Raw genomic sequence first — 13,805 nt, 5'->3', positions numbered from 1 at the left:
ATTTGGTGATTCGTATGAAAGTTTACGCCCGAACATTGGAGCTCTGGCGCGAGGCTACAGGCCGGCGGCCACGGCGTCGCCCACGGCACTGGTGGAGCGGGCACTTCCGTCGCGGGTTTCGACGTCGGCAACCACTGCTGCTTCGATCTTGCGGGCCGCGGCGGTGAAGCCGAGGTGATCGAGCAGGAGCGACGCGGACAGGATTGCCGCCGTCGGATCTGCTATGCCCTGACCCGCAATATCCGGTGCCGAGCCGTGGACCGGTTCGAACATGGAGGGCGCGGTGCGGTCCATGTTGATGTTGCCGGAAGCGGCCAGCCCAATACCGCCGGTGATGGCAGCGGCGAGGTCGGTGAGGATGTCACCGAAGAGGTTGTCCGTAACGATCACGTCGAAACGGGAAGGATCCGTGACCATGAAAATGGTGGCGGCGTCCACGTGCAGGTAGTCGTGCGTGACCTGCGGGAATTCCTGGGCCACGGCCTCGACCGTGCGGCGCCACAGGTGGCCGGCAAAGACCAGGACGTTGTGCTTGTGCACCAGGGTGACGTGCTTGCGGTCCCGCTCGCTGGCGCGACGGAACGCATCGCGGACCACGCGCTCCACGCCATGGGCGGTGTTCAGCGATACCTCGGTGGCCACCTCGTGAATGGTGCCGGTACGGAGGCTGCCGCCGTTGCCCACGTAAGGACCTTCGGTACCTTCGCGGACCACAATGAAGTCGATGACACCGGGGTTGGCCAGCGGGCTGCCCACCGTGCCATAAAGGCGGGACGGGCGCAGGTTGACGTAGTGGTCAAGGCTGAACCTCAGTTTGAGCAGCATTTCGCGCTCGATGATGCCGGACGGAATCCGCGTGTCGCCGGGGGCAGCTCCCACCGCACCGAACAGGATGGCGTCACGGGTGCGCAGGTCCGCCAGCACCTCGTCGGGGAGGGTCTCGCCGGTGGCCAGCCAGTGCTCGGCACCAAGCTTGTAGTGGGTCTGCTTGAGCTCTACACCCTCGGCTGCAACAGCCTTTTCGAGGACTTTGAGGGCCTCCGCAATAACCTCGGGGCCAATGCCGTCGCCGGGGATAACTGCCAGATCAATGGAGGATGCGCTCATGCTTTAAGGGTAGCCAAGTCATCCAGCATGTGGTCAAGGCGTCTCACTATTTGAACACTTCAATCTCAGCCCGTGGCATGAGGCGCAGCGGTGACTGGGCGCATAGGGTTTCATGGTGGACAGACGGCACAAGATATACAACTGGATGCGCGACAACACCTTCAAAATGGACCTGGGCCTGATGCTGCCGATCCTGGTGCTGTGCGCTCCTGTCTACCTGCTTGCTGACCGGCCCGGGTACTTTTTCCTTGCTGCGGCCTTGGTGATTCCCCTGGCGTGGCGGCGGGTCCGGCCGGTCTATGCCGCGGCTTTCATTGTGCTGGCCTGCTTGGTGCACTGGGCGTTGGCACTGGAACCCAACGCCGGACTGGTGGCCGTGCCACTGGTGATCTACGCCGCGGCCGCATACGGACCCACCTGGGCCAGCCGTAGCGTCCTGATCCTGGGCTTGCTGGGTGGCGTCATGCTGACCAGCCGATCCTTCAGCGGCACTGCGGAAACCGGCGTCCTGGGCCTGACCATCGGTGCCGTCTACACCGTGCTGATCTGGATGCTCGTTCTGTTCAGCTGGACCCTTGGCGACCTCACCCGAGTCCGGCGGCTGCAACTGCAGACCCTCTCGGACCGAGCCCGCCGGCTGGAAACCGAACAGCAGCAGGAACGCTCACTCGCGGCTGCCGACGAGCGCGCCCACATTGCCCGCGAAATGCACGACATCGTGGCCCATTCACTGTCCGTCATCATCACCCAGGCCGACGGCGCCCGGTACGCTGCCGCCGCCAACCCCGCCATTGCCACGGACACCCTGGCCACCGTCGCCTCCACCGCACGCGGCTCGCTGGCCGAGATGCGCCGTCTGCTGGGCGTCCTGCGACAGGAGGACGGCGCGTCCACCAGGCCCTTGCCGGGGCTGGCAGACCTGGACGACCTGTACCTCGGGTTCCGGGCAGCTGGCCTGCAGCTTGCCGCCGAGCACCACGGCACGCCCCGCCGCGACCTTCCCGCTGGCGCGGAGCTCACCGCGTACCGGGCACTGCAGGAATCATTGACCAACGTCCTTAAACACGCCGGTCCGCAGGCCACAGCCCATGTATCCCTAGCGTGGCAGCCTCGCGGCCTGCAGATCGACGTGCACGACGACGGTAGGGGCGCCGCAGCCGACCCCACCGACGGCCTCGGCAACGGCCTGCGCGGAATGCAGGAACGCATCAGCCTCTACGATGGATCCTTGAGCGCAGGACCGGCCACCGGCGGTGGCTTCCACGTCGCCGCATTCCTCCCCTACACGGAAGCCTGACCATGACCTCCTCCCCTTCTGAGTCTTCGCCCCTGGGTTCTGCCGGCGTTCCGGATGCCACAATCGCTTCGGCTTCCACCAACCGGATCAAGGTTGCCCTGGTGGATGACCAACGGCTGGTCCGCTCCGGTTTTGGCATGCTGATCAACTCCCAGCCGGACCTCGAAGTAGTAGCCGAAGCCGGTAACGGCGTTGAGGCTCTCGCCGCCCTGGCCGCGGTCAGCGCGGACGTGGTCCTGATGGACGTCCGGATGCCCGGCATGGACGGCATCGAAGCCACCCGTCAGCTCATGCAGCGAGCGCTGGCGGCGCCGGCAGGATCCCGGCGCGCCAACATCCGGATCGTGGTGCTCACCACGTTTGACCTGGACGAATATGCCCTTGCCGCCATCCAGGCCGGCGCCAGCGGTTTCCTCCTCAAGGACGCACCCCCAGAGGAGCTGCTCGAGGCCATCCGCACCGTCTACCGTGGCGACGCAGTCATTGCGCCCTCCACCACGCGTCGGCTCCTGGACCACGTAGCTCCCCTGCTCCGCGCCCAGGCGCCGGCCGCGCAGGAGCACGATGCCGCCGTCGCGCGCCTCACGGCCCGCGAGCGCGAGGTGTTTGAGCTCATCGCCCAAGGCCAGTCCAACCCGGAGATCGCCGCGGGCCTCTTTGTCTCCGAAGCCACGGTCAAAACCCACGTGGGGCACATTCTGGCCAAGCTTGGCGCGCGGGACAGGGTCCAAGCAGTGGTGATCGCCTACGAGACCGGGATTGTCACACCGGGAAGCACTTCTTAACGGGTTCTTAAGTCCCCTCGCCAAGAATCAAGAGAACGATTCCTGCTGCTGAGAGGCTCCCCCGTGTCTGCCGAAATAACATCCGGCCCCAAACGACCGCTCCGGCTGCCGCGACTGCCTGCACCCAGGCACTGGCTGGGCATTGGCCTGACACTCGCTGTCCTGGTGATTGCCGTGGGGTTCCTGACGCGGACGGTGCCGGACCTGACCGCCGACGAAATGGCCGTCGACCAAGGATTCAGCCGTCACCATGACCCGGTCTTGACCACGCTGGCGCTCGCCCTCAACCTGTTGTTCGGACCGGTGGGAGGAGTGGCGATAGTGGCTGCCGTTGGCCTCTACCTCCTCCTGGTCCGACGATCCGCCGACAAAGCAGTGGTCTTCGTCCTCACGGTCTGCACGGGCTGGCTGTCCAGCCAGCTCTTCAAACTCATCATCGGCAGGGTCCGGCCGGACCCCTCTCTCCTGTTTGATCCCTTGGTACCGGAGCCCGTCTCCAACAGCTTTCCCAGTGGACACACCTCCCTTGCCGTTGCCGTGGTCCTGGCCGCCTTCTTCATCGCCGAGGGAACCCGGGCCGCGAAGCCCCTTCTCTGGGCGGGGCTGGTGGGTGCCGGGATCGTTGCGTGGTCCCGCGTCTACATCGGGGCGCACTATCCCCTCGACGTCGTGGCGGCCTTCCCGGCTACGATTGCCGCCGTCGTCCTCATGGCTGGCCTGTGGAACCGCCACGCTTCCGGCGTCGACCTCCTTCCTCGCCTGCGGCGCAGCGCACGGAACGCGCCCCGGCGCGCAAGAATTGAGTCGTGACTACTGCAGAGAGGCCCACCGTTCTCCTGGTCGAAGATGATCCGATGCTGGGCCCGCTGATCCAGGAACTCCTGGCCCCCGACTATGACGTCCACCTCGCCGTCGACGGCCGGGCGGGACTGCATGCCGGCCTGTCGCGGACCTGGGACGTGATGGTGGTGGATCGCGGCCTGCCGGGGCTGGATGGCGTGGCGCTGATTGCCGCGCTGCGAGCCAAAGGCGTTGCCACGCCCATCTTGATCCTCACCGCGCTGGGTGCCATCGACGCGAAAGTCAGCGGACTGGACGCGGGCGCCAACGACTATATGGTCAAGCCGTTCGATGCCCTGGAGCTGGCCGCCCGGCTCAGGGCGCTCACGCGCAGCTACCAGCAGGAAGCGCGGACGGTCAGCTTTGGGGATTGGGAACTCAACCCCGGCACCAGGACGGCGCGGTCCCTGTACGGCCTCGTTGCTGACTTGACCGCCAAGGAGTGTGAGCTGTTGGCCACGCTGGCCGCAGCTCCCGAACGCGTTTACACACGGGAAGAGCTCCTCCGGGCAACGCACAGCCACGGTGAACTGGCTGGCGTGATTGACACCTACGTCCATCACCTCCGCCGGAAGATCTCCAAGTCCGCCATCCGTACCGTGCACGGTGTTGGATATCAGATCGGCGCGGCCCGTGACTGACTCACCAGAACCAACGGCCGGTGACCAGGCGATCCTGCGCCGGGCATCCCTCCGCATTGCGCTCCGGATCAGTGCCGCCTGCGCAGTCCTCGTCCTGTGCCTGTTGGCCGCGGCTACCTTCTACCTGCTTCACCAGGCGGGGAAGGCACCGGCTGGCGGAACCGACACCCGTTACGCCTACCTCGACACCGACGACCTCATCAAAGCCATGATCGTGGCCGGTGCGGTGGGGATCCTGCTGGCCGGAGGCGTTGGCTGGGTCAGTGCCCGCAGCGCCATTCGGCCCCTCGGTGCGGCCCTTGCCCTGCAGCGACGCTTCGTCCAGGACGCCAGCCACGAAATGCGCACGCCGCTGGCAATCCTCGACGCCCGGATTCAACTAGCCCAACGCTTTGCTGCGCCAGACTCGTCAACAGGCCAGGCGTTGGCCAGGATCCGAAGCGACACCTCCGAGCTGACGCTGATCGTCAACGAACTCCTCGAGGCGGCTGCCGGATCGGCAGCTACCCCTGACACCGCACCCACGGACCCCACCGACGTCGCCACCGTGGCCGGAGGTGTCGCGAACAACCTTCAGCTGCTGGCCAGCGCCCGGGAGATCTCGGTGGAGTGCACTTCTGCCGGACACCCCCGCGCGCGGATCGCACCCCAGCGGCTGCACCGCGCCATCCTCGGCCTGGCCGAAAACGCCCTCACCCACACACCCACCGGCGGCTTGATCAGCATCACCGCCACCGCCACCAGCGGCCAGGTCGTCATCACCGTGACCGACACCGGCCCCGGCATCACAGGCATCGACAAACACCGCATCTTTGACCGCTTTGCCCGGACCACTCGTCCTGCAATGGGGCAGGAACAGCGCAACTTCGGGATTGGTTTGGCCCTGGTCCGTGACATTGCCACTGCCGCCGGCGGCTCGGCCGACGTGGCCTCCACTGGACCGCTGGGCACGTGCATGCGGATTGTGCTGCCGCTGGCGACCTGACTTTGCGCGACGCCAGCGGCGGCGTCGAGCCGTTGGTGACCTCACGCGCCGAGGCTTCAGCGCCGCCGTCGAGCGGTCGGCTAGAGCGGAGCCGCCAGCCGCTGCCTGACCGCATCGCGGTCCACGTTCATGGCCGCCAACAAGGCCGTCACCGGATCCTGCTCTTCACGCTCCAGCAGGCTGAGAAGCAGGTCTGCCGTGGTGATTTCCTTGGCGTGCTGACGGGTGGCCCGGTGCACCATGGTGGCCATCACTGCCTTGGCCCCCGAGCTGAAGGGCGGCTTGCGGCCTGGCGCGGGCTTGCTGGTTGGCTCGAAGCCGGCAACGCTCAGTCCCACCGCCTGCAACGCTGCAGCGTCCAGGCACGCAGCGGCGGCATGCGCCTGCTGCAGGGTTACCCCCAGAACGCCGGTCGCGGTGGGCTCGTGCAACGCGCCCAACAGGAGGTGCTCGGTTCCCAAGCGCCTGTCGCCGCTGTCCCGTGCTTCATCCATGGCATAGCCGACGATCCTGCGGGTGTCGCTGGCAAATCGTTCAAACATGATCCATCACTCCCGATACTTGACGTGCACCGATTGTCGGGAGACGCCAAGCGCATCCCCGATCTGCTCCCACGTCCAGCCGTCCTGGCGGGCCGCGTGGACGCTGGCCGCTTCAACCTGTTCGGCCAGTCGACGGAGGGCGCCAACCGCCCGCAGTCCCACCGCGGGGTCTGTGGAGCGGAGCTGGCTGGCTAGGTCTTGGATCTCCATGCGTGTCAGTCTAGATTGACGGGCGTCCACATGTCAATCTAGACTGACAGGCATTTCACCCCCGCACCGGAAACAGGGTGCCCAGTTCGCGGACCGTGTCATCGAAAAGCGAGACTGGGTCGGCGTCGACCCCAGCCCCCTCCCTCAAGGCCAGCGCCTGCCAGGCAATCCGCCATGTCGCAGTGACCACCTCGGCCACCAACAGCGCCTGAATGGCCCCCAGGGCGCCTTGTTGAATCAACGCCGAGCTGAGCGCCTGGGCCAGGTCGCGCTCATACCGCGCCACAACACGCGTCATGTCCGGATCCTTGGCGAACAACCTCGAAATCCTTCGAAAGTAGTTCCGCTCCACCTCGGCGGCAAAAAGCTGGCGACATTCGGCCAACAAATCTGCCAGGATCCCTGCTGGATCTGTCCGGCGAGCCTCCAAGACGACAAGGACGTCGATCAGATCCTGCAGGCCTGGCAGGAGGGCATGCTCCTTGGACGGGTAGTAGCGGAAGAACGTACGCTCCGTGACACCTACGCGCGCCGCAATGTGGCCAATCGTCGTGGCGTCGAGGCCGTTCTCTTCGACCAGGTCCAGCGTGGCGGACTGAATATCACCCAACATCTGAGCTCGGTGTTCGGCTCGAATCCCCATGCGCTTCTCCTCTGTCAGCGGCGGTGCCCGTATCGACGGCGCCCGCCGCAGGTGGCCACAAACCAGCCCACTATATTTTGCGTCACACTCTGACGCCTTTAGCTTACGAAACATGTCAGACCCTGACATGATCTAGATAGTTCAATTCTGACAGACGAGGTAAGTACCCATGACCACAGCAACTTCCGAAACCAATAGCCCACCCGGATCAAGGATCGCCACGGGGGCAGCATCGCTCTCGAAAAAGCAGCTCACCGGAGTCATCGCATCCCTGGCGCTGGCCGCGTTCCTGATGATCCTCAACGAGACAGTGCTAACCGTTGCGCTGCCCTCCATCATGGCCGACTATGGCGTCTCCGCGGCCGCTGGCCAGTGGCTGACCACGGGGTTCCTGCTGACCATGGCCGTGGTCATCCCCCTCACCGGCTACCTGTTGCAGCGTTTCACCCTCCGCAGGCTGTTCATCTTTGCGCTGTCGAGCTTCCTGTTGGGCACCATCCTTGCCCTGGTGGCGCCTACGTTTGAAGTCCTGCTCGCAGCACGGGTCATCCAAGCTGTGGGCACCGCCATTGTCATGCCACTGCTCATGACCACCACCCTCACCATGGTTCCCGTCCAGCACCGCGGCACGGTCATGGGTCTGAACTCGATCGTCATCTCGGTGGCGCCCGCGATCGGTCCCACCGTCTCCGGCCTGATTGTCAACGCGCTGTCGTGGCATTGGATCTTCGGTGTGATGGCACCCCTGGGCATCATCATCCTGGCCTTGGGCATGGTGTTCCTGAAGGTACCGTCAGCCACCCGCAAGCTGCCCCTCGACATCACCTCCGTGATTCTCTCCGCCCTTGCCTTCGGCGGTCTGGTCTACGCCATCTCCACCGCGGCCGAAGCCACGGAAAGCCCGGCTGCACCACTGGTCAGCGGCATCGTTGGCGTAGCGGCTTTGATCCTGTTCATCCGTCGCCAGATCCGGTTGACCCGCGACGGCCGCGAACTCCTGAACCTGGAGCCGTTCAGGAACCGAACTTTCACCCTCAGCGTCGTCATGATCATGATCGCCATGGGCACGTTGCTTGGCACGGTAGTCATCCTGCCCATCCTGCTGCAGAATGGCAGCGGCCTGACCACCATGACCATCGGCCTGATGCTGCTGCCCGGCGGCCTGGCACAGATCGCCGTTGGCCCCATCTTTGGCCGCGTCTTCGACCGTCACGGTCCCCGCCCCGTCCTCATCCCCGGCGCCTTGCTGCTCGCCGTGGGCCAGTGGCTGTTCACCACCGTCAACTCCGGCACCGCACTGTGGCTGATCGTCACCTTCCATACGATCTTCTGCATCGGCCTGGCCATGCTGATGACCGGTTTGCTGGCCGCAGCCCTGAGCGGGGTCCCGCACAAGCTCTACGGCCACGGCTCGGCAATCTTCAACACCGGCCAGCAACTTGGCGGCGCCATCGGCACCACCATCTTCGTCACTGTGCTGAGTGCTGTTGCGGCAACCCAGACCGGCGCAGGGTCGGCCCCGGTGGACGGCTTGTTCGACGGCGCCCACCTCGCCTTCATCGTGGGCGGCATCCTGGCCACCGCAGCCCTCGCCTGCGCACCGTTCATCAAAGTTCCGACGAAAAACACCCCGCAGGCCTCCAACTCCCAACTCCCAGCGCCTAGGACGCCGCACCCTGCCCGCACCGCTGTTCCGCCACCCACTCGAGCAGCGGCGCGGAAGGGCAGCCAGACGACGGCGGGGTGAGACCCGCCGTCGTCCACGCCGCCACCTCAACCCCAGGGATGACGGAATGCCAGTCCAGGACCATTCCGCGGGTCGATCCGCTGTGCGTGGCGGGCACATAGCGTGGAAGCATGACAACTTCCGTGCATGCCCATCACTCCCCCGACGGCGGGAGTACCACGCCGACGGCCGCCGTCCAGGCCATCGCCGTAGCCAAGACCTACGGCGTTGGCGACACCCGCGTGAGTGCGCTCCGCGACGTCAGCGTCAGCTTCGAAACCAGGCGGTTCACCGCCATCATGGGGCCGTCAGGCTCGGGAAAATCCACCCTGATGCATTGCCTGGCCGGTCTTGATACCGCCGACACCGGCCAGATCCTGGTGGGCGGCACCGACATCACGGCCCTCAACGATAAGCAGCTGACCACCCTGCGCCGGGACCGGATTGGCTTCGTGTTCCAGGCCTTCAACCTGGTTCCCACGCTGACGGCCGAGCAGAACATCACCTTGCCGTTGGCGCTGGCAAACGCCACAGCGGACACCGAATGGTTCGACTATGTGGTGGAAACGCTGGGCCTCAAAGATCGCCTCAAGCACCGCCCGCATGAATTGTCCGGCGGGCAACAGCAGCGTGTTGCCGTGGCCCGCGCCCTGCTGACCAGGCCCGATGTGATCTTTGGTGACGAGCCCACCGGCAACCTCGACTCGACGGCAGGCGGCGAAGTCCTCGCGCTCCTGCGCCGCAGCAGCCAGGAAATGGGCCAGACCATCATCATGGTCACGCACGATCCCGTCGCCGCCAGCTACGCGGACCGGGTGGTCCTGATGAGCGACGGCAACCTGGTGGGCGAAATCCAAGAGCCCACCGCCGAATCGGTGCTTGCCGCACTGGCAGCGCTCGGCAAGTTGGGCGGCTAGGCCGTGCTGCAGGTAGCAATCTCCCAGTTCCGCAGCCACAGCCGCCGCTTCATCGCCGTAGGCCTGGCAGTCCTGCTGGCCGTGGCCTTCCTGTCCACCACACTGATGGTGGGCGCCAGCACGCAGGCTTCCCTAGGTGCCAGCCTTGGCGAGTCATACAAACGGGCGGACCTGATCGCCACCCCCGGAATGAACGACGCCGGCCAACGCGCCGATTTCAGCCAGGCGGCGGTTGACGCCCTGGCCAAGGACCCAGCGGTGGCCGAGGTGTATGGCCAACAGTCTGCCTATGCATCCTTTGTGGTCAACGGAAGGGACGTATTTGGCAAGGTGCGCAACCTGGCTCCAGCAGCCTTGGAACCGAGCACCTTGGCAAGCGGTACCCTCCCCACGGAGGCCAACCAAATTGCCGTGGACCAGACCACCGCTGACAGGTACAACCTGGCAGCAGGACAACCCTTGGTGTTGGCCACGGGTGCCGCTGGAACCAACCTGTCCCTCACCATCACGGGGATACTCACGGCCAGCAACGATCCCTTCGCCAGCTCCACAGCGCAGATGGTGGCACTGTCATCGACGGTGTCCACTTTGGCGGCCAACAGCACCAGCCCCGCCGACGATGGCACAGGCGCAGGCGCAACCGCCGCCGAAACTCCGGCCGGGTACGATTCCATGCAGATGGTGCTCAAACCCCGGACCGACAAAGCTGCCGCGCCCGCCGCACTGACCACGGTACTCGTGGCGGCCGGCGCTTCTGCGCCCACGGTCCGCACAGCCCAGGACGAGGTGACCCAACAGGTCGCGTCCATGACAGGTGGCCAGGACCAGCTCACCATGGTGCTACTGGTGTTTGCGGCCGTGGCGCTCGTGGTGGCAGCCCTAGTGGTGTCGAATACCTTTGCGGTCTTGGTGGCCCAACGAACCCGCGAATTGGCCTTGCTGCGCTGCCTCGGCGCGGGTAGGACCCAGGTCCGCAATTCGGTGCTCCTGGAGGCCCTGGTGGTGGGTTTGGTTGCCTCGATTCTGGGTGTTCTGGCCGGGACCGGGCTCATGGCTGGACTGATCGGCTGGGCCAGGACGCAACCCGACTCGACGTTCGCCACGTTGGCGGTGCCGCCGTCGGCCATCATTGGTGGGTTGGCGGTGGGCGTTCTGCTGACGGTGCTGGCAGCCCTTGTTCCTGCCCGGGCCGCCACCGCCGTTGCCCCGCTCGCGGCCTTGCGGCCAGCGGACGATGCTTCGCTCCGCAATTCCAGGGGCCGCATCCGGCTGGTCCTCGGCCTGCTGGCACTGGTGGCCGGCGTCCCGCTGCTGATCTGGGGTGCGCTCAAGGTTCAGCTGGTGGTGGCGTTTGGCGGCGGACTCATCAGCTTCATCGGTGTGCTGATGTGCTCCTCGCTGTTCATCCCGGCCCTGGTGCAATTGCTGGGCAAACTGGCGAAGCCAACGGGTGTGCCGGGGAAACTGGCGTCGCTCAATGCGGTCCGCAACCCTGGCCGCACGTCCATCACTGCCGCAGCCCTGCTGATCGGTGTCACCCTGGTAACGCTGATGATGACGGGCGCCGCCACCTCCCGGGTGGCGTTCGACAAAGCCCTGGCGCAGAACTATCCGGTGGACATGGCGGTGTCAGACGCTGGCTTCACCGAGGCGCAGCGTGCCACGGTGGAGGGGCTGGACGGGGTCGAGTCGGCGGCGCTGCTGCCTGACGTGGGGACGGCCTCACTTGGTGGCTTCGAACAAAGCGTCCTCGCACTCCCGGCCGACCAGGCCGGCACCATCCTGCGGGACACCTCCCTCCAGCTGGAACCTGGGAAAATTTACCTGCCCGAGGGGTCCCCGGCTGGGCCTGTGACGGTGACGGGGAGCGGCGGAACCGAGGTGCTTGCCGCCGTCGTCCTCGAAACCCGGAACATGCCGCCGCTGGTCAGTACGGAGACGGCGCAGGGGTTGGGCGCGCCGCAGGAGGTGCGCGCCATGTGGCTGCGGCTGGCGGGCGCCAACGGTGCGACGCTGTCCAGTGACGACGTCCGCGGGATCCAGCAGGCCGTGTCTGAAGCGCTTGACGTGCCAGAGAGCGCGGTCAGCGGCGCGGCCATCGAACGCCTGACGTTCAACCAGATCATCGACGTGCTGCTGCTGGTGGTGACGGCGCTGCTGGGTGTGGCCGTGCTGATTGCTTTGATCGGCGTCGCCAACACGTTGTCCCTCTCGGTCCTGGAACGGACACGGGAGAACTCACTGCTGCGAGCCCTTGGCCTGACCCGGGGGCAGCTGCGCGGAATGCTGGCACTGGAAGCGGTCCTCGTGGCGGCCGTCGCGGCAATCCTGGGGACCGTGCTGGGCGTGGCCTACGGCTGGCTGGGGGCGATGGCGGCGCTGGGTGGCGTCACGGATGTACAGCCCTCGGTGCCTTGGCTGCAACTGTTGGGGGTGTTGGCTGTGGCAATTATCGCCGGCCTGCTCGCCTCGGTGGTTCCCGGCAGGCGCGCGGCGAGGCTGTCACCGGTGGCGGGGCTGGCCACCACGTAGCCCCCTCTCCCAAGGGTCAGACGGCCGGCTCTTCGTACTTGGGGAACACCGGAATCGGGGCCGGGAGCGGCGTCCCCGCCACGATCGGGGTGTCCAGGGCCGCGAACTTGCGAGCATCGCCGTCGTGCTGGCCCAGGGTGTCCAGGATCGCGCCGGTGGAACCGGGCATGACGGGCTGCGCCAAGATGGACACGATCCGCAGCACCTCCAACGTCACGTACAGCACGGTGTTCATGCGTTCGACGTCGGTCTTCCGCAGCACCCAAGGGGCCTGCTCGGCGAAGTACGCGTTGGTGTCACCCAGAACCGTCCAGATCGCCTCGAGCGCACGGCTGAATTCCTGCTTCTCGAAGGCAGCCCGGGATGCCGCCAACAGACCATTGGCCTGCGCCAGCAACGCCGAATCGGCGGCAGAGAACGCTCCAGGGGTTGGAACCTTGCCCTCACAGTTCTTCGCCACCATGGACAGTGACCGCTGCGCCAGGTTGCCGAAGTTGTTGGCCAGGTCCGAGTTCATCCGGCCAACAATGGCCTCGTGGTTGTAGCTGCCATCGGCACCGAAGGGTACCTCGCGGAGGAAAAAGAACCGCACCTGGTCCAGGCCATACTGCGCCACAAAATCAGCCGGCGCCACCACGTTGCCAAGCGACTTGGACATTTTCACGCCGTTGTTGTGCAGGAAGCCGTGGATCATCACGCGCTTGGGCAGTTCGATGCCGGCGCTCATCAGGAACGCGGGCCAGTAGATAGCGTGGAACCGGGAAATGTCCTTGCCGATCACGTGCACATCAGCGGGCCAGAACTTCTGGAAGCTCGCAGACTCAACGTCCGGGTAGCCCACGCCGGTGAGGTAGTTGGTGAGCGCGTCCACCCACACGTACATGACGTGCTTGTCGTTCCCTGGCACGGGGACGCCCCAGTCGAAGGTGGTGCGGCTGATGGACAGGTCCTCCAGGCCGCGCTTGACGAAGCTGATGACCTCGTTGAAACGGGACTGCGGCGCACCGAACTCCGGTTCGGCCTCGTACAGGGCCAACAGCTTGTCCTGGTAGGAGGACAGCCTGAAGAAGTAGCTCTCCTCCGCCGTCCACGTCAGTTCGGTGTCAGTCTCTTTCGAGTACCGCACGCCGTCGTCCTTCAGGACTGTCTCGTCCTCCACATAGAACGCCTCGTCGCGGACGGAATACCAGCCCTCGTACTTGTCGAGGTAGATGTCTCCGTTGGCTTCCATCTTCTGCCAGATGGCCTGCGACGCCGCGTAGTGGTCAGCGTCAGTGGTCCGGATGAACCTGTCGTAGGTGATGCCCAAAGCGGCGTGAGCTGCCTTGTAGACCTCTGCGTTCCGGTCCACCAGTTCCTTGGGGCTGATGCCTTCCTTCTCCGCGGCCTGGGCGATCTTCATGCCGTGCTCATCCGTGCCGGTCAGGAACATCACGTCGTGGCCGTCCAACCGCTTGAACCGGGCCATCGCGTCCGTGGCGATGTACTCGTAGGCGTGGCCGATGTGCGGCACCCCGTTGGGGTAGGTGATAGCCGTGGTGAGGTAGAACGGCGGTTTCTCGGAAGCAGTCACGGGGCGT

General features: G+C 65.6%; 13 protein-coding genes. 8 read left to right on the top strand and 5 right to left on the bottom strand.

Annotated features, from left to right (window positions below; all coding sequences use genetic code 11):
- Positions 1 to 54: 54 nt before the first annotated feature.
- Positions 55 to 1,107, bottom strand: a complete 1,053-nt coding sequence (locus PSET11_RS11080) for a 3-isopropylmalate dehydrogenase (protein ID WP_124092275.1) — start codon at positions 1,105 to 1,107, stop codon at positions 55 to 57.
- A gap of 115 nt (positions 1,108 to 1,222) precedes the next feature.
- Here PSET11_RS11080 and PSET11_RS11075 point away from each other — a divergent pair, with 115 nt between their 5' ends.
- From PSET11_RS11075 to PSET11_RS11055, 5 genes are all read left to right on the top strand, one after another.
- Positions 1,223 to 2,404: a DUF7134 domain-containing protein gene (locus PSET11_RS11075; protein ID WP_124092315.1), complete on the top strand. Its 1,182-nt coding sequence runs from the start codon at positions 1,223 to 1,225 to the stop codon at positions 2,402 to 2,404.
- A 2-nt stretch (positions 2,405 to 2,406) separates the two neighbouring features.
- Positions 2,407 to 3,189, top strand: a complete 783-nt coding sequence (locus PSET11_RS11070; protein WP_124092273.1) for a response regulator — start codon at positions 2,407 to 2,409, stop codon at positions 3,187 to 3,189.
- Positions 3,190 to 3,252: 63 nt separating this feature from the next.
- Complete coding sequence (locus tag PSET11_RS11065; RefSeq protein WP_238989125.1) at positions 3,253 to 3,999, top strand: phosphatase PAP2 family protein; 747 nt, start codon at positions 3,253 to 3,255, stop codon at positions 3,997 to 3,999.
- A complete protein-coding gene (locus tag PSET11_RS11060) occupies positions 3,996 to 4,670 on the top strand; it encodes a response regulator transcription factor (RefSeq protein ID WP_124092271.1) in 675 nt (224 codons plus the stop codon). Before PSET11_RS11065 ends, PSET11_RS11060 begins: the two co-directional genes overlap by 4 nt.
- The gene (locus PSET11_RS11055) at positions 4,663 to 5,655 is read left to right on the top strand and encodes a sensor histidine kinase (RefSeq protein ID WP_124092269.1); all 993 of its coding nucleotides are present in this window, start codon (positions 4,663 to 4,665) and stop codon (positions 5,653 to 5,655) included. Before PSET11_RS11060 ends, PSET11_RS11055 begins: the two co-directional genes overlap by 8 nt.
- Before the next feature lie 80 nt (positions 5,656 to 5,735).
- Here the strand turns inward: PSET11_RS11055 and PSET11_RS11050 are convergent, their stop codons facing one another.
- The 3 genes from PSET11_RS11050 to PSET11_RS11040 are packed head-to-tail and all read right to left on the bottom strand — an operon-like array spanning position 5,736 to position 7,050.
- Positions 5,736 to 6,197: a Clp protease N-terminal domain-containing protein gene (locus PSET11_RS11050; protein WP_124092267.1), complete on the bottom strand. Its 462-nt coding sequence runs from the start codon at positions 6,195 to 6,197 to the stop codon at positions 5,736 to 5,738.
- 6 nt (positions 6,198 to 6,203) lie between these two features.
- A complete protein-coding gene (locus PSET11_RS11045; RefSeq protein WP_124092265.1) occupies positions 6,204 to 6,407 on the bottom strand; it encodes a helix-turn-helix domain-containing protein in 204 nt (67 codons plus the stop codon).
- A gap of 55 nt (positions 6,408 to 6,462) precedes the next feature.
- Positions 6,463 to 7,050 carry a TetR/AcrR family transcriptional regulator gene (locus PSET11_RS11040; protein ID WP_203415959.1) on the bottom strand — a complete coding sequence of 196 codons (588 nt, stop codon included), beginning with the start codon at positions 7,048 to 7,050 and terminating at the stop codon, positions 6,463 to 6,465.
- A gap of 169 nt (positions 7,051 to 7,219) precedes the next feature.
- On the opposite strand from PSET11_RS11040, the gene PSET11_RS11035 reads away from it, so the two are divergent.
- The 3 genes from PSET11_RS11035 (at position 7,220) to PSET11_RS11025 (ending at position 12,225) form a co-directional block, all read left to right on the top strand.
- Entirely contained in the window at positions 7,220 to 8,797 is a 1,578-nt protein-coding gene (locus PSET11_RS11035) for an MDR family MFS transporter (protein WP_124092263.1), read from the top strand.
- 110 nt (positions 8,798 to 8,907) lie between these two features.
- A complete protein-coding gene (locus PSET11_RS11030) occupies positions 8,908 to 9,693 on the top strand; it encodes an ABC transporter ATP-binding protein (RefSeq protein WP_124092261.1) in 786 nt (261 codons plus the stop codon).
- Positions 9,694 to 9,696: 3 nt separating this feature from the next.
- Positions 9,697 to 12,225: an FtsX-like permease family protein gene (locus PSET11_RS11025; protein ID WP_124092259.1), complete on the top strand. Its 2,529-nt coding sequence runs from the start codon at positions 9,697 to 9,699 to the stop codon at positions 12,223 to 12,225.
- A gap of 16 nt (positions 12,226 to 12,241) precedes the next feature.
- Here PSET11_RS11025 and metG read toward each other — a convergent pair whose 3' ends face one another.
- The gene (gene metG / locus PSET11_RS11020) at positions 12,242 to 13,798 is read right to left on the bottom strand and encodes a methionine--tRNA ligase (protein ID WP_124092257.1); all 1,557 of its coding nucleotides are present in this window, start codon (positions 13,796 to 13,798) and stop codon (positions 12,242 to 12,244) included.
- Positions 13,799 to 13,805: the final 7 nt, after the last annotated feature.

The sequence above is a fragment of the Arthrobacter ulcerisalmonis genome, assembly GCF_900609065.1.
In the GTDB taxonomy this organism is placed as follows: Bacteria; Actinomycetota; Actinomycetes; order Actinomycetales; family Micrococcaceae; genus Arthrobacter; species Arthrobacter ulcerisalmonis.
This window is presented reverse-complemented; position numbering and strand designations above follow the sequence as displayed.

Bases quoted from the DNA above. Each gene is read 5' to 3' on its own strand.
- PSET11_RS11080 (WP_124092275.1), bottom strand. From the start codon at position 1,107: ATGAGCGCATCCTCCATTGATCTGGCAGTTATCCCCGGCGACGGCATT.
- PSET11_RS11070 (WP_124092273.1), top strand. From the start codon at position 2,407: ATGACCTCCTCCCCTTCTGAGTCTTCGCCCCTGGGTTCTGCCGGCGTT.
- PSET11_RS11050 (WP_124092267.1), bottom strand. From the start codon at position 6,197: ATGTTTGAACGATTTGCCAGCGACACCCGCAGGATCGTCGGCTATGCC.
- PSET11_RS11045 (WP_124092265.1), bottom strand. From the start codon at position 6,407: ATGGAGATCCAAGACCTAGCCAGCCAGCTCCGCTCCACAGACCCCGCG.
- PSET11_RS11040 (WP_203415959.1), bottom strand. From the start codon at position 7,050: ATGGGGATTCGAGCCGAACACCGAGCTCAGATGTTGGGTGATATTCAG.
- PSET11_RS11035 (WP_124092263.1), top strand. From the start codon at position 7,220: ATGACCACAGCAACTTCCGAAACCAATAGCCCACCCGGATCAAGGATC.
- PSET11_RS11030 (WP_124092261.1), top strand. From the start codon at position 8,908: ATGACAACTTCCGTGCATGCCCATCACTCCCCCGACGGCGGGAGTACC.